General features: G+C 71.8%; 20 protein-coding genes. 12 read left to right on the top strand and 8 right to left on the bottom strand.

Annotated elements, in window-relative coordinates:
- The first annotated feature begins 57 nt into the window (after positions 1–57).
- The 3 genes from ACICHK_RS11785 to ACICHK_RS11775 are packed head-to-tail and all read left to right on the top strand — an operon-like array spanning position 58 to position 2,669.
- The gene (locus ACICHK_RS11785) at positions 58–849 is read left to right on the top strand and encodes an SDR family oxidoreductase (protein ID WP_151469797.1); all 792 of its coding nucleotides are present in this window, start codon (positions 58–60) and stop codon (positions 847–849) included.
- Positions 850–864: 15 nt separating this feature from the next.
- Positions 865–1,482, top strand: a complete 618-nt coding sequence (locus ACICHK_RS11780) for a TetR/AcrR family transcriptional regulator (RefSeq protein ID WP_151469798.1) — start codon at positions 865–867, stop codon at positions 1,480–1,482.
- A 29-nt stretch (positions 1,483–1,511) separates the two neighbouring features.
- Positions 1,512–2,669 (top strand): acetyl-CoA C-acetyltransferase, encoded by a 1,158-nt coding sequence (locus ACICHK_RS11775; RefSeq protein ID WP_406836856.1) that lies wholly within the window; start codon positions 1,512–1,514, stop codon positions 2,667–2,669.
- Between the two features lie 63 nt (positions 2,670–2,732).
- On the opposite strand, the gene ACICHK_RS11770 is transcribed toward ACICHK_RS11775, so the two are convergent.
- Genes ACICHK_RS11770 through ACICHK_RS11755 form a run of 4 tightly spaced genes read right to left on the bottom strand, consistent with a single transcriptional unit; the run spans position 2,733 to position 6,314 of the window.
- Entirely contained in the window at positions 2,733–3,827 is a 1,095-nt protein-coding gene (locus ACICHK_RS11770) for an NAD(P)H-dependent flavin oxidoreductase (RefSeq protein ID WP_406836855.1), read from the bottom strand.
- Positions 3,827–4,675 (bottom strand): CoA-transferase subunit beta, encoded by an 849-nt coding sequence (locus tag ACICHK_RS11765; protein WP_406841201.1) that lies wholly within the window; start codon positions 4,673–4,675, stop codon positions 3,827–3,829. The genes ACICHK_RS11770 and ACICHK_RS11765 overlap by 1 nt, the downstream gene beginning before the upstream one ends.
- Before the next feature lie 26 nt (positions 4,676–4,701).
- Positions 4,702–5,565, bottom strand: a complete 864-nt coding sequence (locus ACICHK_RS11760) for a CoA transferase subunit A (protein WP_406836854.1) — start codon at positions 5,563–5,565, stop codon at positions 4,702–4,704.
- Positions 5,562–6,314, bottom strand: coding sequence for an enoyl-CoA hydratase family protein (locus tag ACICHK_RS11755; protein ID WP_151469802.1), 753 nt, complete (start codon positions 6,312–6,314; stop codon positions 5,562–5,564). The genes ACICHK_RS11760 and ACICHK_RS11755 overlap by 4 nt, the downstream gene beginning before the upstream one ends.
- A 100-nt stretch (positions 6,315–6,414) precedes the next feature.
- On the opposite strand from ACICHK_RS11755, the gene ACICHK_RS11750 reads away from it, so the two are divergent.
- Together ACICHK_RS11750 and ACICHK_RS11745 are read left to right on the top strand one after the other, a co-directional pair.
- Positions 6,415–7,215, top strand: coding sequence for an SDR family oxidoreductase (locus tag ACICHK_RS11750; RefSeq protein ID WP_406841200.1), 801 nt, complete (start codon positions 6,415–6,417; stop codon positions 7,213–7,215).
- On the top strand, positions 7,212–8,126 hold the full coding sequence (locus ACICHK_RS11745; protein WP_406836853.1) for an SDR family oxidoreductase: 915 nt from the start codon (positions 7,212–7,214) through the stop codon (positions 8,124–8,126). The genes ACICHK_RS11750 and ACICHK_RS11745 overlap by 4 nt, the downstream gene beginning before the upstream one ends.
- A 221-nt stretch (positions 8,127–8,347) precedes the next feature.
- Here the strand turns inward: ACICHK_RS11745 and ACICHK_RS11740 are convergent, their stop codons facing one another.
- Together ACICHK_RS11740 and ACICHK_RS11735 are read right to left on the bottom strand one after the other, a co-directional pair.
- Positions 8,348–9,094, bottom strand: coding sequence for an ankyrin repeat domain-containing protein (locus ACICHK_RS11740; protein WP_406836852.1), 747 nt, complete (start codon positions 9,092–9,094; stop codon positions 8,348–8,350).
- Positions 9,095–9,188: 94 nt separating this feature from the next.
- Entirely contained in the window at positions 9,189–10,082 is an 894-nt protein-coding gene (locus ACICHK_RS11735) for a hypothetical protein (protein WP_406836851.1), read from the bottom strand.
- Between the two features lie 219 nt (positions 10,083–10,301).
- Between ACICHK_RS11735 and ACICHK_RS11730 the strand changes: the two genes are divergently transcribed.
- The 5 genes from ACICHK_RS11730 (at position 10,302) to ACICHK_RS11710 (ending at position 17,386) form a co-directional block, all read left to right on the top strand.
- Positions 10,302–11,084: a serine protease gene (locus ACICHK_RS11730; RefSeq protein WP_151469806.1), complete on the top strand. Its 783-nt coding sequence runs from the start codon at positions 10,302–10,304 to the stop codon at positions 11,082–11,084.
- A 182-nt stretch (positions 11,085–11,266) separates the two neighbouring features.
- Positions 11,267–11,611: a chorismate mutase gene (locus ACICHK_RS11725; RefSeq protein ID WP_406836850.1), complete on the top strand. Its 345-nt coding sequence runs from the start codon at positions 11,267–11,269 to the stop codon at positions 11,609–11,611.
- Between the two features lie 135 nt (positions 11,612–11,746).
- Entirely contained in the window at positions 11,747–14,236 is a 2,490-nt protein-coding gene (gene pepN, locus ACICHK_RS11720) for an aminopeptidase N (RefSeq protein ID WP_406836849.1), read from the top strand.
- Positions 14,237–14,495: 259 nt separating this feature from the next.
- On the top strand, positions 14,496–15,938 hold the full coding sequence (locus tag ACICHK_RS11715) for a pyridoxal phosphate-dependent decarboxylase family protein (RefSeq protein ID WP_406836848.1): 1,443 nt from the start codon (positions 14,496–14,498) through the stop codon (positions 15,936–15,938).
- Complete coding sequence (locus ACICHK_RS11710; RefSeq protein WP_406836847.1) at positions 15,935–17,386, top strand: lysine N(6)-hydroxylase/L-ornithine N(5)-oxygenase family protein; 1,452 nt, start codon at positions 15,935–15,937, stop codon at positions 17,384–17,386. The genes ACICHK_RS11715 and ACICHK_RS11710 overlap by 4 nt, the downstream gene beginning before the upstream one ends.
- Positions 17,387–17,537: 151 nt before the next feature.
- Here ACICHK_RS11710 and ACICHK_RS11705 read toward each other — a convergent pair whose 3' ends face one another.
- Positions 17,538–19,343, bottom strand: a complete 1,806-nt coding sequence (locus ACICHK_RS11705; RefSeq protein ID WP_406836846.1) for a bifunctional metallophosphatase/5'-nucleotidase — start codon at positions 19,341–19,343, stop codon at positions 17,538–17,540.
- A gap of 138 nt (positions 19,344–19,481) precedes the next feature.
- Between ACICHK_RS11705 and ACICHK_RS11700 the strand changes: the two genes are divergently transcribed.
- Together ACICHK_RS11700 and pyk are read left to right on the top strand one after the other, a co-directional pair.
- Positions 19,482–20,258, top strand: a complete 777-nt coding sequence (locus ACICHK_RS11700) for an SIMPL domain-containing protein (protein ID WP_406836845.1) — start codon at positions 19,482–19,484, stop codon at positions 20,256–20,258.
- Positions 20,259–20,499: 241 nt separating this feature from the next.
- Entirely contained in the window at positions 20,500–21,936 is a 1,437-nt protein-coding gene (gene pyk / locus ACICHK_RS11695; protein WP_406836844.1) for a pyruvate kinase, read from the top strand.
- 52 nt (positions 21,937–21,988) lie between these two features.
- Here the strand turns inward: pyk and ACICHK_RS11690 are convergent, their stop codons facing one another.
- Positions 21,989–22,780 carry a helix-turn-helix domain-containing protein gene (locus ACICHK_RS11690; RefSeq protein ID WP_406836843.1) on the bottom strand — a complete coding sequence of 264 codons (792 nt, stop codon included), beginning with the start codon at positions 22,778–22,780 and terminating at the stop codon, positions 21,989–21,991.
- Positions 22,781–22,814 lie beyond the last annotated feature (34 nt).

Here is a 22,814-nt window from a genome sequence, read left to right as displayed (position 1 = left end):
CGGCGGCACCTTCCGGCAACCTTCCCTAACAAGTGTTTGGTAGGTTAGCTTGGAGGTATGAGTGACGTCGAGAGCCCGGCGTACGTACCCGGCCACGGACTGCTGAAGGGCCGCGGCGCCGTCATCACCGCCGCCGCGGGCGCCGGCATCGGCGGAGCCACGGCGCGACGGTTCCTGGAGGAGGGCGCCCGGGTCCTGATCAGCGACGCCCACACCCGCCGGCTCGAGGAGACCGCCGAGACCCTGGCCGCGGAATTCGGTCCCGCCCAGGTCGCCGCACTGCCCTGCGACGTCACCTCGGAGGACCAGGTCCAGGCCCTCTTCGACACCGCCACCGACCTCCACGGCCGACTGGACATCGTCGTCAACAACGCGGGCCTCGGCGGCACCTCACCCCTCGTCGACATGACCGACGACCAGTGGTCCACCGTCCTCGACGTGACGTTGAACGGCACCTTCCGCTGCACCCGGGCCGCCCTGCGACGGTTCGGGGAACACGGCGCCGGCGGAGTCGTCGTCAACAACGCCTCCGTCGTCGGCTGGCGCGCCCAGTCCGGACAGGCCCACTACGCCGCCGCGAAGGCGGGCGTCATGGCCCTCACCCGCTGCGCCGCCGTCGAGGCCGCCGCCTACGGCGTCCGCGTCAACGCCGTCTCGCCCAGCCTCGCCATGCACCCCCACCTGGTGAAGGTCACCACCCCCGAACTGCTGGAGGAACTGACCGCCCGCGAGGCCTTCGGCCGGTACGCCGAACCCTGGGAGGTGGCCAACGTGATCGTGTTCCTCGCCTCCGGCTACTCCTCGTACCTCACCGGCGAGGTCGTGTCCGTGAGCAGCCAGCACGCATAGGACGAGAATGACCCGGTGCCTACCAAGAAGAAGCCCCAGGTGACCGCCACCCCCGAGCGCCGCCGCGAACTGCTCGGCACCGCCGCCGAGGTGTTCGCCGAGCAGGGCTACAACGCCACCACCGTCCGCAGGATCGCGGACGAGGCCGGAATGCTCGCCGGCAGTCTCTACTACCACTTCGACTCCAAGGAATCGATGCTGGAGGAGATCCTGCGGACCTTCCTCGACGAGCTCTGGGACGGCTACGACACCGTCCTCGGCGCCGGACTCGGCCCCCGCGAGACCCTGGAGGCCCTGGTCACCGAGTCCTTCCGGGAGATCGACCGGCACCGCGCGGCCGTCGCGATCTACCAGAAGGAGTCCCGCCACCTCGTCGCGCAGCAGCGCTTCGCCTTCCTCGCCGAGTCCCAGCGCAACTTCGAGAAGGCCTGGCTGAGCACCCTGGAACGCGGAGTCGACGCCGAGGTCTTCCGGGCCGACCTCGACATCCGCCTCACCTACCGCTTCGTCCGCGACACCGTCTGGGTCGCCGCCTCCTGGTACCGGCCCGGCGGCCGGCACAGCCCCGAGGAGATCGCCCGGCAGTACCTGTCGATGGTGCTCGACGGCATCTCCGTGCGCGAGGAGACGTAAGCGAACCACCCACACCCCGAGGAGCCCTCATGGCCGAGGCCTACATCGTCGAAGCGGTCCGCACCCCCGTCGGGCGACGCGGGGGAGGACTGAGCGCGGTCCACCCCGCCGACCTCGGCGCGCACGTGCTCAAGGCCCTCGTCGAACGCTCCGGTGTCGACCCGGCGGCCGTCGAGGACGTCGTCCTCGGCTGCCTGGACACCGTCGGACCGCAGGCCGGGGACATCGCCCGCACCAGCTGGCTGGCGGCCGGACTGCCCGAGGAGGTGCCCGGGGTCACCGTCGACCGGCAGTGCGGCTCCTCCCAGCAGGCCGTGCACTTCGCCGCCCAGGGCGTGATGTCCGGCACCCAGGACCTCGTCGTCGCCGGCGGCGTGCAGAACATGAGCCAGATCCCCATCGCCTTCGCCTCCCGCCAGGCCGCCGCACCGCTCGGTCTCACCGAAGGCCCCTTCGCGGGCAGCGAGGGCTGGCGGGCGCGCTACGGCGACCGCCCCGTCAACCAGTTCCACGGCGCCGAACTCATCGCCGCCAAATGGGGCATCAGCCGCCGCGACCAGGAGGAGTTCGCCCTCCGCTCGCACCGGCGGGCGGTCCGCGCCGCCGACGAGGGCCGCTTCGCCCGCGAGACCGTCCCCCTCGGCGACGTCACCGCCGACGAGGGACCGCGCCGCGACACCACCCTGGAGAAGATGGCGGCCCTGAAGCCGGTCGCCGAGGGCGGCACCATCACCGCCGCCTGCTCCTCCCAGGTCTCCGACGGCGCCGCCGCGATGCTGCTCGCCTCCGAACGGGCGCTGCGCGAACACGGACTGACCCCCCGAGCCCGCGTCCACCACCTCTCCGTACGCGGCGAGGACCCCGTCCGCATGCTCTCGGCCCCCATCCCCGCCACCGCGTACGCCCTGAAGAAGGCGGGCATGTCCATCGGCGCCATCGACCTCGTCGAGATCAACGAGGCGTTCGCCCCGGTCGTCCTCGCCTGGCTCAAGGAGACCGGCGCTGACCCGGAGAAGGTCAACGTCAACGGCGGCGCCATCGCCCTCGGCCACCCCCTCGGCGCCACCGGCGTCCGCCTCATGACCACCCTCCTGCACGAACTGGAGCGCACCGGCGGCCGGTTCGGACTCCAGACGATGTGCGAGGGCGGCGGCCAGGCGAACGTGACGATCATCGAACGCCTCTGAGTCACCACCTCCCGCACGGCCCCCGGGGCCGGACGAGGCCGGGTCCGGGGGCCGCGCGGGAACTCAGCCGTCCGGCCCGCCGCAGGCCTCGGTCCACCGGAGCTCCGCCCCGTCCGGCCCGGGAAGGGCGTCCAGGACCGCGTGGGCCTGCGTCATCACCCGTTCGACCAGGTCCGCGCACGACGGGAGATCCTCGATCACCCCCGCCACCTGCCCCGCCGCCATCACCCCCAGATCCGTCCGGCCGTCCACCATCGACGCCCTCAGCAGCATCGGGGTGTTGGCGGCGAGCAGCACCTGGCTCCAGGTCAGGTCCCGGCCGTGTCTCATGGCGAGCCCGTCGCGGATCATCCGGGACCAGGAGAGACCGGAGATCCGCCGGAACCCGGCGGCCCGCCGCACCGCCTGGACGAGCGCCCCGGCGCGCCCAGCCCGCTCCAGGGCGTCGACGAGCTCACTGCGCAGCATGCGGTGCGGCAGCCCGTCGACGGCCGTCGTCACGGTGACGTCCTTCACCGTCGCCGCCAGGTATCTCGCCTTCACCGCGTCGGGGACCGTCGAGTCGGAGGTCAGCAGGAAACGCGTGCCCATCGCCACGCCCGCCGCCCCGTAGGCCAGCGCCGCCACCAGCCCCCGCCCGTCGTGGAAGCCGCCCGCCGCCACCACCGGGATGTCCACGGCGTCCACCACCTGGGGCAGCAGCACGCTCGTGGCCACCTCCCCGGTGTGACCGCCGCCCTCGCCGCCCTGCACGACCACCGCGTCGGCGCCCCAGCCGGCCACCTTCTCGGCGTGCCGCCGGGCACCGACGGACGGCATGACGATCACACCCGCCCCCTTCAGCTCGGCGATCAGCTCGCGCGAGGGAGCGAGCGCGAACGACGCGACGCGCACGCCCTCGTCGACGATGATCCGCACCCGGTCGCCCGCGTCCCCGGCGTCGGCGCGCAGGTTCACACCGAAGGGCCGGTCCGTACGGGACTTGACCTCCCTTACGGCGTCACGGAGCTGGTCGAGCGTCATCGTCGCCGAGGCCAGGATGCCTAGCGCCCCCGCGTTCGCCGTCGCCGAGACCAGCCGGGGTCCCGCCACCCAGCCCATGCCGGTCTGCACGAGGGGATGCCGGACCCCGACGAGCCGGGTCAGCGCGGTCTCCATCAGCGCCCGCCCCCGCCCCGGCCCGGGGGTCTCTCCCCGCCCCGTGCCCCGCCGTCCGCCCGGGGGGCGCCCTTCTCCCGTGCGCCGCCCCGCGGATCGGGCACCTCGCGCTCGCGCAGACCGTCCGGGTCGATCACCGTGCGGATCAGCTCCAGCTCCTCCGCGGTCGGTTCGCGGGTGAACGGCACCTCGTCCGGGACCGCCAGCGCGAAACCCGTCGCCCCCTCGACCTGCTCGACGGTGACACCCGGGTGCACGGACACCAGCCGCATCGAGTGGTCGGGCGTCGCGAAGTCGAGGACGGCGAGGTCGGTCACCACGCGGGGCAGACGATGGAAGCGGGCGGCGCCGGGGCCCGCGGCGCCGGCCCGGTCGTACCCCACCCCGCACACCAGGTCGACCCGCTCCACGAACACCCGTGGCGAGTGCCTGGGGATCCAGTAACTGGTCGGATTGTTGAGCGTGTTGACCGGCGCCCCGCGCACGCCGAGGAGCTGGCGCCGGGGCCGGGACCAGTCACCGACGCACGCGATGTTCTGGTTGCCGAACCGGTCGATCTGGCTCGCGCCCATCATCACGTGCCGCCGCCCGCCGGTCACCGCAGTCAGATGCCTGCGGTACGGCAGCCACCCCTCCGGAGTGCCGTCGGGGCCGACGAGCAGCGCCTCCCCGTCGGTCAGCAGCAGATCCGGCGAGAAGGTGTGCCGGGCCAGCCGGGCGCCGACGGACGGGATCAGGCCCATCGGGCTGGCGAGCACCTCGCCGGCGCCCCGCCAGGCCTCGGCGCACGCGATCACGCAGTACTCGGCACGGGTGACGCCCACCGGCCCCGCTCCCTCCCCGCTCACCGCTCCCGTCGCCGTTCCTTCCGTGTTCACCGCTCCCGCTCCTTCCGCCAGGTGTGCACGGCGCTCTGATAGGCGTGTTCGCCGCCGCCGAGGAACCGCTCGGCGAACTCGGCGTACGGCGTGGTCGCGTACAGCCTCTGGAAGGCCTCGTCCCGGCCGTAGTCCGGGACGCACGAGGTGAAGTGCGCGCCGTTCGGCGTCTCCACCACACCGGTCACGGACGACCGCTGGAGCAGCAGTGTCTGCGGTGCCGCCTCCTTCGTCAGCTTCGCCGTGTCGACGATCCGCTCGCAGGAGACGTACGCCGCGTCCGCCGCCTCGCAGAACAGGTCGTCGAAGTACGGATCGGGGCCCAGGTACTGGCCGTTGCCCGCCCGGTCCGCCCGGTTCACGTGGACCAGGGCCGCGTCCAGGCGCAGCGCGGGCATCGCGACGAACTCCTCCCGTATCCCCGAGACCGCGTCCGGATACGGAGAGGTGACCGTCCTGAGGCCCGGGTCGCGCATCACGTCCGAGCCGAGCCCCGCCCGCACCGGCAGGAACGGCAGCCGGTTCGCCGCCGCGTGCAGCCCCCACATGAACATCGCCTCGTCCACCTCCCTCAGCTCGAACGCGCCGCGCTCGCGGGCCGCGCGGTAGTGCGGTTCGAGCGGGACGGAGTCGAGCGTCACGAACGCGGTGACCAGGGTGCGGATCCGGCCGGCTGCGGCCAGCAGCCCGACGTCCGGGCCGCCGTACGACACGACCGTCAGATCGGTGACCTCGCTGCGGAGCAGCGCTCTCACCAGGGCCATCGGCTTGCGGCGCGAGCCCCAGCCGCCGATGCCGAGCGTCATCCCGCTCTCCAGCCGGCCGACGACGTCCTGCGCCGACATGGTCTTGTCGCTCATCGGGGGGCCTCCTTGCCGAAGGTGTCGCGGACGCGGGACGCCACTCCGGCGAGCGCTGCCTCGAAGGTGAAGCCCTGCTCGAAGCGGTAGCTGCGGCGTACGTCGACGGGATCGATGCCGTTGATCGCGGCCTTGGCGAGCCGCACGAGCCGCCCGTCCTTCGCCGCCATCTCCCGCGCCAGCTCCAGTGCCGCCGACCGCAGCTCCTCCCGTGGCACGACCCGCCACACCGAGCCGTGGGCGTGCAGCTCGGCGGCGGTCGCCGTGCGCGAGGTGTAGTACAGGACGCGCATCAGGTGCGGGGGGACGAGACGGGCCAGATGCGTGGCCGCGCCGAGCGCGCCCCGGTCCAGCTCGGGCAGCCCGAACACGGCGTCCTCGCTCGCCACGATCGCGTCCGCGTTCCCCACGAGCCCGATACCGCCGCCCAGGCAGAAGCCGTGCACCGCCGCCACGACGGGCACCTCGCACTCGTACACCGCGGCGAAGGCCTCGGCGCAGCCGCGGTTCGCGCCGATCAGCGCGCCGTGGCCGGTGGCGTCGCGCTGCAGTTCCTTGATGTCGACGCCCGCGTTGAACCCGCGGCCCTCCGCTCTCAGGACGACGCAGCGGATCCCGGGGTCCTCGCCCGCCGCGCGCACGGCACCGGCGAGGTCGAACCAGCCCCGCACCGGCAGCGCGTTCACCGGCGGGAAGTCGACCGTGACGACGGAAATCCCCTTTTCCGGGGACGAGGTGGAGACACCCATGGGCACATCAGCTACCTTTCCACCAAACGTTTGTTAGGTGTGATGCGAAGCTAGCAGCGATCGCGGCCGCGCGGGAGGCCCTGTGGACAACGCGGACACCATGGACCGGCCGGGCGCCGCCGGGGACCTCGGCGGCCGGACCGTCGTCGTCACCGGCGGCACCCGGGGCGTCGGGGCGGGCATCGGCAGAGCCTTCGAGCGGGCCGGCGCCCAGGTCGTCGTCTGCGCCCGACGGCCGCCCGAAACCCCCCTCGGCAAGGCCGACTTCGTCCCCCTCGACCTGCGCGACCCGGCCGCGGTACGGGCCTTCTTCGACTCCCTGCCACGGCTCGACGTCCTGGTCAACAACGCCGGTGGCGCCCCCTACCGCCCGCTGGCCGAGGCGGACGCCGAGCGGCACGCCCGGGTGATCGAGCTCAACCTCACCGCCCCGCTCACCGCGTCGATCGCGGCCCGCGAACACCTCAGGCGGGCCCGGGGCTCGATCGTGATGATCGGCAGCGTGAGCGGCTCGCGCCCCTCGCCCGGCACCGCCGCCTACGGCGCGGCCAAGGCGGGACTGGAGAGCCTGGCCCGCTCGATGGCCGTCGAGTGGGCGCCGGAGATCCGGGTCAACACCCTGGTCGTCGGCATGGTCCGCACCGAACTGGCCCATCTGCACTACGGCGACGAGGACGGCCTCGCCGCCGTCGCCCGCACCGTCCCGCTGGGCCGCCTCGCCCGGCCCTCCGACGTCGGCGACGCCGCCGTCTTCCTCGCCTCCGACGCCGCCGCCTACATCAGCGGCGCCTCTCTCCTCGTCCACGGAGGCGGGGAGCGCCCCGCCTTCCTCGACGCCGCCACCGCCGACCGGGACCGGCAGGCCACCGCCGGCCGGCACCAGCAGGGAGGAACCCGATGAGCGCACCACGGCTGTGCGAGGGACGGGTCGTGATCGTCACGGGCGCGGGCCGCGGACTCGGCCGGGCGCACGCGCTGGCGTACGCCGCCGAGGGAGCCCGCCTCGTGGTCAACGACCTCGGTGTCGGCCTCGACGGCACCCCCGCCGCCGACAGCCCGGCCCGGCAGGTGGCCGAGGAGATCCGCGCGGCGGGCGGTGAGGCGGTGGCCCACGGCGGCGACATCGCGACGACCGAGGGCGCCGCGTCCCTCGTCCGCACCGCGCTGGAGACGTACGGGCGGCTCGACACCCTCGTCAACAACGCCGGGTTCCTGCGCGACCGGATGCTCGTCAACCTCGGCGAGGACGACTGGGACGCCGTGATGCGGGTCCACCTGAAGGGGCACTTCCTGCCGTTCCGGCAGGCGGCGGCGCACTGGCGCGCGGAGGCCGGGGCGGGCCGCGTGCCCGACGCCAGGGTCGTCAACACCAGCAGTGGGGCGGGCCTGCTGGGGTCGGTCGGGCAGGGCAACTACAGCGCCGCCAAGGCCGGCATCGTCGCTCTGACCCTGGTCGCGGCGGCCGAGACGGCACGCTACGGCGTCCAGGTCAACGCCATCGCCCCGGCCGCCCGCACCCGGATGACCGAGCGCGCCTTCGCCGACGCCATGGCGGCCCCCGCCGACGGATTCGACGCCATGGACCCCGGCAACGTCTCGCCGCTGGTCGTCTGGCTCGGATCGGCCGCCAGCGCCGGGGTCACCGGCCGCGTCTTCGAGACCGAGGGCGGCCGGATCACGGTGATGGAGGGCTGGCGGCCGGGCCCGAGCGCCGACAAGGGAGCCCGCTGGACCCCGGCGGAGGCCGGAGAGACGGCCCGCGGACTCCTGGCGCGGGCCGACACCCCGGGGGCGGTGTACGGGGCGCGGTAGGAGCCACGACCGTCCGGGCGCGGCCCGTCGTCGGTGTCGCTGCCGGGGCGGAGGGGCCGACGTGTTCCGCCGCTGCCGGGGAGGCGGGGGCGGCGCACCCCGCCGGTGACACGACCGCGGGGGAGCGGGGACTTCCGGGGCGGCGGTCCCGGGACGGTTCCGGGCGTGGGACCGGGAGACCGGTGCGCGTGCGGCCGCACCGCTCCCGGAGGCGCCGGGACTCAGTGTCCGGGGCGGGTCGTGCTCGCCTTCAGCAGGGCGACGATCTCCGCGTGGCCGGTCTCCAGGTCGTCGCCCGCGAACGGCCTGCCCCGCTCGTCCAGGAGCCGGACCTCGACGGTGACGCCCTCGGGCGACGTGTGCCGGTGGGTGGCCGAGGCGTGCCCGGCGCCGTGCGTGCGGGCCAGGCCCTCCCGCAGCTCGGCCTCGGCGCCGACGCCGAGCAGCCGGCGGGCCTCCGCCAGCGCCTCGCCCCGCGCGCCCGCGCCGTGTGCCAGCAGGGCCCGTACACAGCCGACCGAGCCCCGGTGTGCGGCCGTCACCAGTGGGGGTTCGCCCGCCGGTCCGGGCCGGCCGGGGTCCGCGCCCGCCTCCAGGAGCGCCTCCGCCACGGCGGTGTGACCCCGGCGCAGGGCCCAGGTCAGCGCGGTGAAGCCGAACTCCTCCACGATGTCCGGGTGCGCCCCCGCCGCGAGCAGGGCGCGGACCACCTCCGTGTGACCGCCGCAGGCGGCGCCGCACAGCGGGGCGTCCGTGCCCCGGCTGAGCCGGTCGGGCTCGGCTCCGGCGGCCAGCAGCAGCCGTACGACGGCGGCCCGGTCGCTCACCGCCGCCAGGTACAGGGCGCTCTCGCCCTCCTCGTCGACCGCCTCGGGGCTCGCTCCGGCACGCAGCAGCCGCACGACCGCGTCCTCGTCCCCCTCGTACACGGCGGGGAAGAGGAGTGCGGCGGGGTCGTTCGTGCTCATCCTTCGACCCTCGCTCGACACGGACGCGCGAGGCAAAGACTTTCGGGGTGTTCTGCCTCACCCGGCGTCTCCGCCATGACCGACCGGACAGGTCCTAGGTGTCGCACTCCAGCACCGTCCGGCACAGCGCGCAGCGGGCCCGTACCCGGCCCCGGACCGGCACCCTGATGCGCTGGTGGCAGGTCGGGCAGGGGAAGGAGACGCGCAGCGGCCCGCGGTCGTCGGACGCGAAGGCGTAGGAGACGCCGGAGCTGTCGGGCGCGCGGTGGTCCTGCGCGTGGCGCCGGTCGCGGGCGTAGCGGCGGCGGCCCGCCCAGCCCGCCGCGGTCAGCGGAGGCTGCCGCCCGTCCCGCAGGGCCAGCTCCATGCCCTTGGCGTACGCGGTGTACGCCTGCGGGCTGGTGAACCACACCGAGGGGTCCTCGCCGAAGACCAGGGCGCGCTTGGCGAGGACGTACCCGAACTCCTCGGGGGTCAGATAGCCGAGCTTCTGCGAGGACGCGCCGTCCTCGCGGTAGGCGTCGAGCAGGAGCCAGCCCGCGCCGAGGTAGGCCGCGGCCGTGTCGGTGAGGATCTCGGTGTCGCGGGTGCCGGGGAACGAGAGGTCCAGGCGGTGCAGATAGACGTGCATCACCTCGTGGGCGAGGGCGGCGCCGATGTCCCTGCGGTGGGTGCGGAAACGGTCGTTGAGCTCGATGAAGTACTCGGGCCCCGCGGCGAGTTCGACGTGCGCCGCGTGGGTCATCTCGCGGAAACCGACGATCATCCGGGCGTCGGGCAGCCGGTAGTGCCGCACCATCTCACGGGCGACGCGCTGGGCGCCCAGGTGCAGGTCGTCGGCGTCGGCGAAGGCCACGTCGGCGGGGGCCACGCTGGCCGCGAAGGTGTGGACGGTGTCGTACGAGAGCCGCTTGTAGAGCGCGGTGACCGACGCCCGCACCGTGTCCAGATGCGGGTAGCCGTGCTCGACGGGTCCGCCGTTCGCCACGCCCGCACCCCCAGAAGACGCCGGAACTCCTCTCCACTGTAAGCGGGGTCCCGCCCGGTGACGGGGGAGCGGGGCGGGCGGGACGGCGACTGGCCGGAATGCGGCTCTTGCCCGGCGCGGCGGCCGGTCCCCATAATCCCCACCAGCTTGGCAGGTGCATGCCATTCGCAATTCCCCGTGCGCCCGCCCTGCGGACAACCCCCCACGAAAGGAACCACGTTGAAGTCTCCCAGGAAGTACGGCGTCATCAGAAGACTGCTCGCCGTCGGCGCGGTCGCGCTCGCCGCCGTGTCCCTCCAGCCGCTGTCCGCGCACGCCGCTCCCGCGCCCGTCGTCGGCGGCACACGCGCCGCCCAGGGCGAATTCCCCTTCATGGTCCGCCTCTCCATGGGCTGCGGCGGAGCCCTCTACACCCAGAACATCGTCCTGACCGCCGCCCACTGCGTGAACGGCTCCGGCACCAACACCTCCATCACCGCCACCGCCGGCGTCGTCGACCTCCAGAGCAGCAGCGCCGTCAAGGTCAGGTCCACCAAGGTGCTCCAGGCCCCCGGCTACAACGGCAAGGGCAAGGACTGGGCCCTCATCAAGCTCGCCTCACCCATCGCGCTGCCCACCCTGAAGATCGCCACCAACACCGCCTACAACAACGGCAACTTCACCGTCGCCGGCTGGGGCGCCGCCCGCGAGGGCGGCGGACAGCAGCGCTACCTGCTCAAGGCCACCGTCCCCTTCGTCGACGACGCCACCTGCAAGCAGGCGTACGGCAGCGACCTCGTCCCCGGTGACGAGATCTGCGCCGGATTCGTCGCCCAGGGCGGCGTCGACACCTGTCAGGGCGACTCCGGCGGACCCATGTTCCGCAAGGACGACACCGGCGCCTACATCCAGGTCGGCATCGTCAGCTGGGGCGAAGGCTGCGCCCGGCCCGGATACCCCGGCGTCTACAGCGAGGTCTCGACCTTCGCCGCCGACATAGCCAGAGCGGCCGCCGGCCTCTGATCCCCCGCCCGGCGAGCCGGGGCACCCGTACGAACGGCACGCGAGGCCCGTACCCCCCCGCGTGCACGGCACGCGAGACCCGTACGACCCGCGCACACGGCGCCCGCGACTCCGGTCGCGGGCGCCACCGGGCACCGTCCCGTCAAGATCGACCCCCCGCGAGCCGCGTAGGGTTGGCTGTCATGACCACCAGCAAGCCCCAGGAAGCCGGCCCCGACGTCAGAGCGGAACTCGCCCGGCTGCGCGACAGCATCGACAACATCGACGCCGCCGTCGTCCACATGCTCGCCGAACGCTTCAAGTGCACCCAGCAGGTCGGCCACCTCAAGGCCGCCCACCACCTGCCGCCCGCCGACCCCTCCCGCGAGGCCCACCAGATCGCCCGGCTGCGCAGCCTCGCCGAGAGCGCCAAACTCGACCCGGCCTTCGCCGAGAAGCTGCTGAACTTCATCATCGCCGAAGTCATCCGCCACCACGAGCGCATCGCGGACGACGCGGGCACCACCGCGGCCGGCACGTCCGAGTGACCGCGGCGGGACGCCGCACACCCGGCACATCCCCCCGAACGCACCCCTCGGCCGCAGCCCGTGACCGGACGGCGTCAAAGCGTACATACCGGACCACCCCTGTGTCGTGACCTCACCATCGGGCAGCATGGCCTCATGTCCGTACTGACGCGCGACGAAGCGCAGACCCGTGCCAAGCTCCTCGACGTCCACCACTACGGGATCGAACTCGACCTGACCGGAGGGGACGAGACCTTCGACTCCCTGACCGTCATCCGGTTCACCGCCCGTGCCGACGCGGACACCTTCGTCGAGCTGAAGCCCGCCGAACTGCGCTCCGTCACCCTCGACGGCCGGCCCCTCGACCCGGAGACCCTGGACGAGAACCGGCTGCCCCTCGAGGGACTCACCGCCGGCGAGCACGAACTGCGCGTCGACGCCTCCATGCGCTACTCCCGCACCGGGGAGGGCATGCACCGCTTCACCGACCCCACCGACGGCGAGACCTACCTCTACACCCAGCTGTTCATGGAAGACGTCCAGCGCGTCTTCGCCGCCTTCGACCAGCCCGACCTCAAGTCCGTCTTCGAGCTGACCGTCACCGCCCCCGAAGGCTGGACCGTCCTCGCCAACGGCGTCACCGAACACCTCGGAGACGGCCGCTGGAAGGCCGCCCCCACCCCCCTGATCTCCACCTACCTCGTCGCCGTCGCCGCGGGCCCCTGGCACTCGGTGCGCACCGAACACGCCGGCCTGCCCTTCGGCCTGCACTGCCGCCGCTCCCTGGCCCCCTACCTCGACGCCGACGCCGACGAGATCCTCGAGGTCACCCGCGCCTGCTTCGACCGCTACCACGAGAAGTTCGACGAGCCCTACCCCTTCGACTCCTACGACCAGGCGTTCGTCCCCGAATTCAACGCCGGCGCCATGGAGAACCCCGGACTCGTCACCTTCCGCGACGAATTCGTCTACCGCTCCGCCGTCACCGACACCGAGCGCCAGACCCGCGCCATGGTCATCGCCCACGAGATGGCCCACATGTGGTTCGGCGACCTCGTCACCCTGCGCTGGTGGGACGACATCTGGCTCAACGAGTCCTTCGCCGAGTACATGGGCTACCAGACCCTCACCGAGGCCACCCGCTTCACGGACACCTGGGTCGACTTCGGCGTCGCCCGCAAGTCCTGGGGCTACGACGCCGACCAGCGCCCCTCCACCCACCCCGTCGCCCCCGACCCGGACGCCGTCCCCGACACCGCGTCCGCCATGCTCAACTTCGACGGCATCTCCTACGCCAAGGGCGCCTCCGCCCTGCGCCAGCTCGTCGCCTGGCTCGGCGAGAAGGACTTCCTGGCCGGCATCAACACCCACTTCGCCCGCCACAAGTTCGCCAACGCCACCCTCGCCGACTTCATCGACAACCTCGCCTCCGCCACCGAACGCGACGTCCACGCCTGGGCCGACGCCTGGCTGCGCACCACCGGCGTCGACACCCTCACCCCCGAGATCACCGAAGCCGACGGCCAGTGGCACCTCACCGTCGGCCACCGGGGCAGCCGGCCCCACCGCGTCGCCGTCGGCGCCTACGACACCGTCCCCGGCGAGGGCGACCGGCTCACCCTGCGCGAGCGCTTCGAGATCGACGTCCCCCAGGGCGAGCCCACCCACAGGCCCGGCCGCCGCCCCGACCTGGTCCTCCTCAACGACGGCGACCTCACCTACGCCAAGGTCCGCTTCGACACCAAGTCCTTCCAGACCGTACGGGCCGCCCTCGGAGGCCTTCCCGACCCCCTCACCCGGGCCGTCGTCTGGAACGCCCTGCGCGACGCCGTGCGCGACGGCGAACTGCCCGCCACGGACTACATCGAGACCGCCCGCGCCCATCTGCCGCACGAGACCGACCTCGCCGTCGTCCAGGGCGTCCTGACCTTCGCCACCGTCCACGTCGCCGACCGGTACCTGACCCCCGAACAGCGGCCCGCCGCCCTCGCCGCCCTCACCGGCCTGTGCCGCGACCTCATCCGCCGCACCGAGGACGGCTCCCACCCCGGCCTGCGCCTGACCGCCGTACGCCACCTCATCGCCGTCGCCGTCCACCCCGACACCATCAGCGCCTGGTTCTCCGAGGGCACCGTCCCCGGCGGCCCCGAACTCGACCCCGAACTGCGCTGGCGCATCCTCGGCCGGCTCAGCGTCCTCGGCGCCGTCGACGACGCCGTCATCGAAGCCGAACTCGTCCAGGACCCCAGCGCCACCGGCCAGGAAGGCGCCGCCCGCTGCCGCGCCGCACTGCCCGACCCCGAGGCCAAACGCGCCGCCTGGGACGCGATGTTCGCCGACGACGGCCTCTCCAACTACCTGTTCACCGCCACCGCCCAGGGCTTCTGGCAGCCCGAACAGGCCGACCTCCTCCACGAGTACGTCGAGCGCTACTGGCCCGACGCCGTGGCCGTCGCCGAACGCCGCGGCCCCGCCATCGCCGAGGCCGCCGGCCGCTTCGCCTTCCCCGCCAGCGCCGTCACCCCCGAGACCCTCGCCCTCGGCGAGACCTGTCTGCGCGACGCCGGACCCATCCCGGCCCTGCGCCGCAAACTCACCGACCAGCTCGACGACCTCGCACGCGCGCTGCGGGTGAGGCAGGGCTAGACACCGCCCGGACATCCGGGCACCGGTACGGACACAGGCTTTCTGCACCTGAGTCCGGACACCGGACACCGGCACGGACCCGGACGCCGGACGGCTGACCCGCAGCCGTCCGGCGTCCGGCGCGTCCGGCCACACGCGCACAAATCCTCCGTACGGCAGTACCCCCGCCGGGGCCGAATCGTTGTCCTTGGCGGGCGCGCCTGCCCAAAACACGTACACGCCGGGAAGGACCCCGCCGCACGTCCACCGGAGGACACCCATGAGCACGCCGCCCCTCGCCTCAGGCCCCGAAGGCCCCGACGCACTGCGGCCGTTGCTCGACACCGTCCTGGGCGCCCTCACCGAGGGCGCCGCCGCCCGCGGAGGCCCCCTCCCCGCCGGGGGACCCGGACAGGTCGCCCAGCGCCTGCGCACGGCCCTCGGTGACCCCCTGCCCCAGCACGGCAGCCCCGACGCCCTCCACACCCTCGTACGCGCCCTCGCCGAAGGCGCCGCCGACCCCGCCGACCCCCTGTGCACGGCCCACCTGCACTGCCCGCCCCTGGCCGTCGCCACCGCCGCCGACCTCGCCGCCTCCGCACTCAACCCCTCCCTCGACTCCTGGGACCAGGCCCCCGCGGCCTCCGAACTCGAAGCACTCGTCGCCCGGGCCCTCGCCCACCTCGTCTACGGCGCCACGGACACCCCGGACGCCACAGACGCCACGGGCACGCAGGACACCCGGGGCGCGCAGGACACCCAGGGAGCGCCGGGCACCCGGGCCGACGCCGTCGTCACCACCGGTGGCACCGAGTCCAACCAACTCGCCCTCCTCCTCGCCCGCGAAAAACACCACGGTGTCCAACTCGTCTGCGGAGCGGGCGCCCACCACTCCCTGCACCGCGCCGCCTGGCTCCTCGGTCTCCCCGAACCCGTCGTCGTCCCCGCCCCCGCCGGCATCCTCGACCCCGCCGCCCTCGACAGCGCCCTCACCGACCTGCGCGGCCCCCTCCTCGTCGCCGCCACCGCCGGAACCACCGACGCCGGACTCATCGACCCACTGCCCGACATCGCCGGCCTCTGCGCCACCCACGGCGCCCGCCTCCACATCGACGCCGCCTACGGCGGGGGCCTCCTCTTCAGCGACCGGCACCGCGCCAGACTCGACGGACTCGCCCACGCCGACACCGTCACCCTCGACCTGCACAAACTCGGATGGCAGCCCGTCGCCGCCGGACTCCTCGCCGTACGCGACCCCACCGACCTCACCCCCCTCGCCCACCGGGCCGACTACCTCAACGCCGACGACGACACCGAAGCGGGCCACCCCGACCTCCTCGGCCGCTCCCTGCGCACCACCCGCCGCCCCGACATCCTCAAGATCGCCGTCACCCTCAAAACCCTCGGACGCCACGGCATCGGCCGGCTCGTCGACCAGGTCTGCGCCCACGCCCACGAACTCGCCGACCTCATCGCCGCACACCCCGCCTTCGAGCTCTACGACCGCCCCGCCATCAGCACCGTCCTCTTCCGGCCCCACGGCGCCACCGACGACACCGTCGCCGCCGTACGCCGCACCCTCCTCGACCAAGGCCTCGCCGTCCTCGGCCGCGCCACCCTCGACGGCCGCCGCTGGCTCAAGGCCACCCTCCTCAACCCCCACACCCGGCCCGGCGACCTGGCCACGCTCCTGAAACTGGTGGAAGGACACACCCCCCGATGAGACCGACACCCCACCCCCACTCCCACCTCCAGCACCCCACCGCCGATACGCCCCGCGACCTCGTCGGCATCGGCATCGGCCCCTTCAACCTCTCCCTCGCCGCCCTCGCCCACCCCCTCACCGAACTCGACACCGTCTTCTACGAACAACGCCCCGGTTTCGACTGGCACCCCGGTCTCCTCATCGACGGCGCCACCCTCCAAGTCCCCTTCCTCGCTGACCTCGTCACCCTCGCCCACCCCACCAGCCCCTGGTCCTTCCTCAACTACCTCAAGGCCCGCGACCGCCTCTTTCCCTTCTACTTCGCCGAGCGTTTCCACATCCAACGGGCCGAGTACGACGCCTACTGCCGCTGGGTCGCCGACCACCTCCCCGGACTCCGCTTCGCCCACCAGGTCGACACCGTCCGCTGGAACCCCGAGCACGAACTCTTCGAAGTCGACTTCACCCAACTCGACACCGACGGCCGGGCCCAGGCCCTCGGCCGCACCCACACCCGCAACATCGTCCTCGGCGTCGGCACCGCCCCCCACATCCCCGAACCCCTCAAACCCCTCGTCGACGCCCCCGACGCCCCCGTCATCCACGCGGCCGACTACCTCAAGCACCGCGACCGGTTCCTCACCGCCGACCACATCACCGTCATCGGCGCCGGCCAGTCAGGAGCCGAGGTCTTCCTCGACCTCCTCCGCAACCGCCCCACCGGAAAAGAAAAGATCCACTGGCTGGCCCGCACCGAGGCCTTCGCCCCCATGGAGTACTCCAAACTCGGCCTCGAACACTTCACCCCCGACTACACCCGCTACTTCCACGCCCTCACCGAACCCGTCCGCGACCGCCTCCTCGCCGCCCAATGGCAACTCCACAAAGGCATCGACGCCGACACCATCGCCGCCATCCACGACGAGCTCTACCGCCGCACCCTCCACGGCGGCTGGCCCGACGCCGTCCTCACCCCCGCCGTCACCGTCCGCACCGCCGGACGCATCGCCACCACCCAGATCGAACTCCACCTCGAACACGTCCAGCAAGGCACCCGCTCCCGCCTCACCACCAACGCCGTCGTCCTCGCCACCGGCTACCGCGAACGCCCCATCGCCCCCCTCCTCGCCGGACTCGACCCCTACCTGCGCCGCGACAACGCCGAACGCCCCGACATCGACGACCAGTTCCGCCTCGTCCTCGCCCCCACCGTCACCGGCCGCGTCTACGTCCAGAACGCCGAACTCCACACCCACGGTGTCGGCACCCCCGACCTCGGCCTCGCCGCCTGGCGCAGCGCCACCATCCTCAACTCCCTCACCGGAAAGGACCCCTACCCTCTCCCCGGCCGCACCGCCTTCACCACCTTCGGCCTCGACCACACCCCCCGCGTCCCCGCCGCCCGCCGAGAACCCCGGACCCTCACCCCCCTCGTCCCTCTCATCCCGCTCGTCGACGGACGATGAGAACCACCCCCGCATCCCCTCATCGGATCAGCCACGCCGATCGGTTCACATATCGGCTGGAACCCTCCGATCCCCTCACTCACCCGCCAAAAACGTAACGGCGCCGACGCGAGAAACCGCGCCGACGCCGCCGACCTGAACCACGACCGCCCTAGAACACGGGCACACCCTCACGCGTCAGCTTCCAGTCCACCGAAGCGAACTCCTTCGGGTCCAGCACACCCTTCGCCGTGACCCACTCCGAGATCCGCGTCCGGATCTCCGTCGACTCCGACCACACCTCGGTCGCCGAAGCGACGTGCGGGAACGCACCGCCACCATTGGCACGGTAGTTGTTCACCGCGAACACGAACTGCTGCGCGTCGTCCAACGGCGCACCGCCGTACGTCAGGTTCTTGATCCGCGAACCCTCCGCCTGCGCGATGTCGATGTCGTACCGCAGACCCGACACATAGTCGTAGTTGTAGTCCGGGCGGCCGTTCGCGTTCGTCAGCTTCTCCGTGTCGACCACCGCACCCACCGGCGTCTGCACGAAATAGTTCGCCGAGTACTCCAGGTACGCCCGTACCTGCGCGCCCGTCAGCACCTTCGCCACCAGCGTGTTGTCGTACACGTACAGGCTCGACAGATCCCGGATCGTCACGTCACCCGCCGGGATCTCCGACGTCCGCGAGAACGGCGACGCCTGCGCGATCACCGGCAACGACGCGTACTGCGTCCCCACCAGCGCCGCCCGCACCACGTCCTCCTGCACCTTCGTGATCAGATCGATGATCGGAGCGTCCTTGTACCGCGCCTCCACCGTCGTCAACGTGTCCGTCGCCCGCCCGACCACCTGGTTGACGTACGTCACCACGGCCTCGTGCTCGTCCTTCAGCAGCCGCGTGATCCTCGGATCGTCCGCCACCGAGTTCGCGTTGCGCACCGAAGCCGCCACCGACTCGACGTGCCAGCGCCCCTTCTCGAAGACCAGCCCGAAGTCGAACACCGACAGCCGCTCCGCGTACGCCAGCGGCTCCGACAGCACCACCGTCTTCCCCGTCGCCGTGTTCGTGACCTTCAGCTCCGGGATCTCCAGATGCGCGTGACCCACCAGGATCGCGTCGATCCCCGGCACCTGCTGGGCCACCAACGCCGCCGAATTCTCCACGTACGGCAGCTGGTCACCGTACGACGACGTCCCCGACGCACCCGAATGCGCCGACACGACCACCACGTCCGCGCCCATCGACCGCAGCTTCGGCACCCACTTCGCCGCCTGCTCCTCAAGCCCCGGGAACGTCAGCTTCCCCTGCACGTACGCCTTGTCCCAGATCGCGATACCAGGATTCGTCAGCCCCAGCACCGCCACTTTCACCGGCGGAGCCCCGTGAACCCGGAACTCCTTCATGAGGTACGGGGGGAACGCCGGCTTCAGCGTCTTCGCGTCCAGCGCGTTCGCGCCCAGCAACGGGAAACGGCACTGCGACTCGAACTTCCGCAGCGTCTCGATCCCGTAGTTGAACTCGTGGTTCCCGAGCGCCACCGCGTCGTACCCGATCGCGTTCATCGCCTGCGCCATCGGATGCACCGGACCGCCCTTGGCGGTGATCGGGTCCACCTTCGCGTAGTAGTACGTCAACGGCGTGCCCTGGATCGTGTCACCGGCGTCCAGCAGCAGCGTGTTGCAACGCCCCTTCTCCTCGCGGATCTGGTTCACCAGCGTCGAGATCCGCGCCAGCCCCTGCGCGTTGCCCGCCTTGTCCGCGTACTCCGCGTCCTTGAAGTAGTCCCAGTTGAAGACATGACCGTGCAGATCGGTCGTCCCCATCACCGTCAGCTGGTACCGCTTCACCGGCCGGCCCCCCTTCGCCCCCTCCGCGGCCTGCGCCACCGGAGCCGCGCCCGCACCCGCGAGCGCCACCCCCGCACCCGTCACGGCGGACTCTTTCAGAAACTTCCGGCGATTCAACGGCATTGCTCGAACTCCTCGGGAATAGGCCAACAACGCGCGTAGATTCTGGCCCAACACCCGCTCCCGCAAAAGACCCTGGAGGTTTCCATCTGGTGGCCGGACGGCACCACGGACCCCCCACCCGGTGACAGAGTGGGACGTATGACCCCCGACGCCGACCCCGCCGACCGGCACACCCCGGCCACCGCACCCGCCGACGGACGCACTCCCGTCACCACCCCCACCCCACCCGACGTCCCCTACGGCACCCCCGGCACACCCCGCCTCACCGTCCGCGGCGAAGCCCACCTCGAGGTCGACCCCGAACTCGCACGCATCACCATCACCGTCACCGCCCGCGGCAAAGACCGCCGCCAGACCCTCGCCGACCTCACCCGCCGCAACACCCGAGCCCTCGACCTCGTCAGAACCCACGGCGACGCCGTCGAACACCTCGAGACCAGCGCCCTCACCATCACCCCCGAACTCGGCCCGCGCGGCCGCGCGGAACGCACCCGCACCCACCACGGCCACGTCCAGATCACCGCCGAACTGAGCGACTTCACCGCCCTCGGCGAACTCGTCACCGCCCTCGCCGACCTCGACCTCACCCGCGTCGACGGCCCCTGGTGGACCCTCCGGCCCGACTCGCCCACCCACCGCACGGCACGCCGGCAAGCCGTCCGCGAAGCCGTCCAGCGCGCCCGCGAATACGCCGAAGCCCTCGGCACCACCCTCACCGCACTCGTCGAGCTCGCCGACACCGGCACCGAGGACGCCCACCCCCGAGCACCCCGGAACACCCGCGCGCTCAGCCGGGCCGCCTACGGCGCCGGCCCCACCGAGGACGAACCAGCGCCCCTCGACCTCGAACCCCGGCGCCAGCACGTCCATGCCCAGGTCGACGCCCGCTTCACCATGGCCCCGCCACGGCTCTAGCCGCACCTGCCAGCATCACGGAAAGTCAACACGAGACTCTCCCGCGCACCCACTCCACAGTCCGGCGCACACCGGACGGACACCGGCAGAAGAACGCGCTGACCGCACGAAGAACAACGTCCTGCTCATCGGAGCGCCGCGGCGCACAATTCAACAGTTGTCAATAACCCTTCACGCAAAGGTTGTTGAGTAGTCATGCGCGACCAATTCTCTACCGACCGGTAAGGCCTAGGCTCACATCATGCGCCGAGCGAAAATCGTCTGCACACTGGGCCCCGCCACCGACTCGTACGACCAGATCAAAGCCCTGGTCGAAGCCGGAATGGACGTAGCCCGCTTCAATCTCAGCCACGGCACCCACGCCGACCACGAAGAGCGCTACCGACACGTCCGGAAAGCCTCCGACGAAACCGGCCGCAGCGTCGGAATCCTCGGCGACCTTCAAGGCCCGAAGATCCGCCTCGGCCGCTTCACCGAAGGACCCGTACTCCTCGAACGCGGAGACACCTTCACCATCACCGTCGAAGAAGGCGCCCGAGGAGACCGCGAATCCTGCGGAACCACCTACGACGGACTCGCCACCGACGTCACTCCCGGTGAACGCATCCTCGTCGACGACGGAAAGGTCTGCCTCGAAGTCACCTCCGTCGACGGCCCCCGCGTCCGCACCACCGTCATCGAAGGCGGCATGGTCTCCGACCACAAAGGCCTCAACCTCCCCGGCGTCGCCGTCTCCGTCCCCGCCCTCTCCGACAAGGACGAGGACGACCTCCGCTGGGCCCTGCGCACCGGCTTCGACGTCATCGCCCTCTCCTTCGTCCGCAGCGGAAAAGACATCCACGACGTCCACCGCATCATGGACGAAGAAGGCCGCCGCCTCCCCGTCATCGCCAAAGTCGAAAAGCCCCAGGCCGTCGACAACATCGACGACATCGTCGCCGCCTTCGACGGCATCATGGTCGCCCGCGGAGACCTCGGCGTCGAAATGCCCCTCGAACAAGTCCCCATCGTTCAGAAGCGCGCCATCAAACTCGCCAAACGCAACGCCAAACCCGTCATCGTCGCCACCCAGATGCTCGACTCGATGATCGACAACTCCCGCCCCACCCGAGCCGAGGCCTCCGACGTCGCCAACGCCGTCATCGACGGCACCGACGCCGTCATGCTCTCCGGCGAGACCAGCGTCGGCAAATACCCCATCGAGACGGTCAGGACGATGGCGAAGATCGTCGAAGCCGCCGAAGAGGACATCCTCGCCAAGGGGCTGCCCCCGCTGACCGAACGCAACAAACCCCGCACCCAGGGCGGCGCCGTCGCCCGGGCCGCCGCCGAAATGGGCGACTTCCTCGGCGCCAAGTTCCTCGTCGCCTTCACCCAGTCCGGCGACACCGTCCGCCGCCTCTCCCGCTACCGCTCACCCATCCCCCTCCTCGCCTTCACCCCCACCCCCGCCACCCGCTCCCAGCTCAACCTCACCTGGGGCGTCGAGACCTTCCTCGGCCCCCACGTCGACTCCACCGACGCCATGGTCGACCAGGTCGACGAACTCCTCCTCCAGTACGGCCGCTGCGCCAAGGGCGACATCGTCGTGATCACCGCCGGCTCCCCGCCCGGGGTCTCCGGCTCGACGAACCTGGTCCGCGTCCACCGCATCGGCGAGGACGACAGCCCCAGGTAGCCGCGCCTCCTGACGGGCCCCTGCCGGGCCGGCGGCCCACTCCGGCCGCCGGTCAGTACTTGGGGCCCACATGGGCGTCCAGGAGGGCCACGGAGGCCTTCTTGGCGACCGAGATGTTGTACGGGTTCCCGTGGCGAGTGCAGTGCGTCCATCCGATGCCGAGTCCGTCCAGGGTGTCGGTGAACAATTGCCTGATGTCGTCGGAGACGTTGGTGAAGAAGTACCGGGGGTACTCGTAGCGCTTGCGCTCCCCGCCGACGACGCGGGTGGTCCAGTTGGTGATGCGACACCCGTCGGAGTGGATCAGCCCCCGGACGAAGTCCCAGGGGTGGGCGTCGACGATCTCCTGCTGCCAGGATTCGAGTGCGATCAGGCGCTCGTGCTTCTTGCCGGGGCCGTGCTGGGGGAACAGGCAGGTGAGGTGCTTGAAGTACACCTTGATGTTGTGCGCGCCCTTGCTCCGCACGCGGCACGTGTTGTTGTGGGGGAACACGGTTCGCAGGGCGTGCTCCGCGCTGTCCTGAATTCCTGGCCAGGTGTCGTCAAGGGTGATCATGAGGCTGGGCACTTTGTGCTTCGCGTAGTGGCTGATGTGCCCGTCGCCCAGATACAGACCGAGGAGATAGCTGTACGAGGCCTGGTCGAGGTCGCGGTCGTCGCACCGCGGGCAGAGAAGCGACGGACGAACGGTGACCGGCTCGCCGCGCTTCACTCGGTCCACGTGCTTCCAGTAGCTGACCGTTCCTGGTGGGACGCCGAATCGTCGCGCCACGTCGGTGTTCTTGGCTCCGTCGCGGAGCAGGGTGAGGACCTTCTGTCGTACTTCAGTTCCATGCGTGTTCATGTGAACACCGTGCGTCACTGATCGTCGCCGTGTG

This window comes from Streptomyces sp. AHU1, assembly GCF_045343905.1.
GTDB lineage: Bacteria > Actinomycetota > Actinomycetes > Streptomycetales > Streptomycetaceae > Streptomyces > Streptomyces triticiradicis.
Note: the sequence above shows the minus strand (reverse complement) of the source record. Positions and strands in the feature narration are given on the sequence as shown.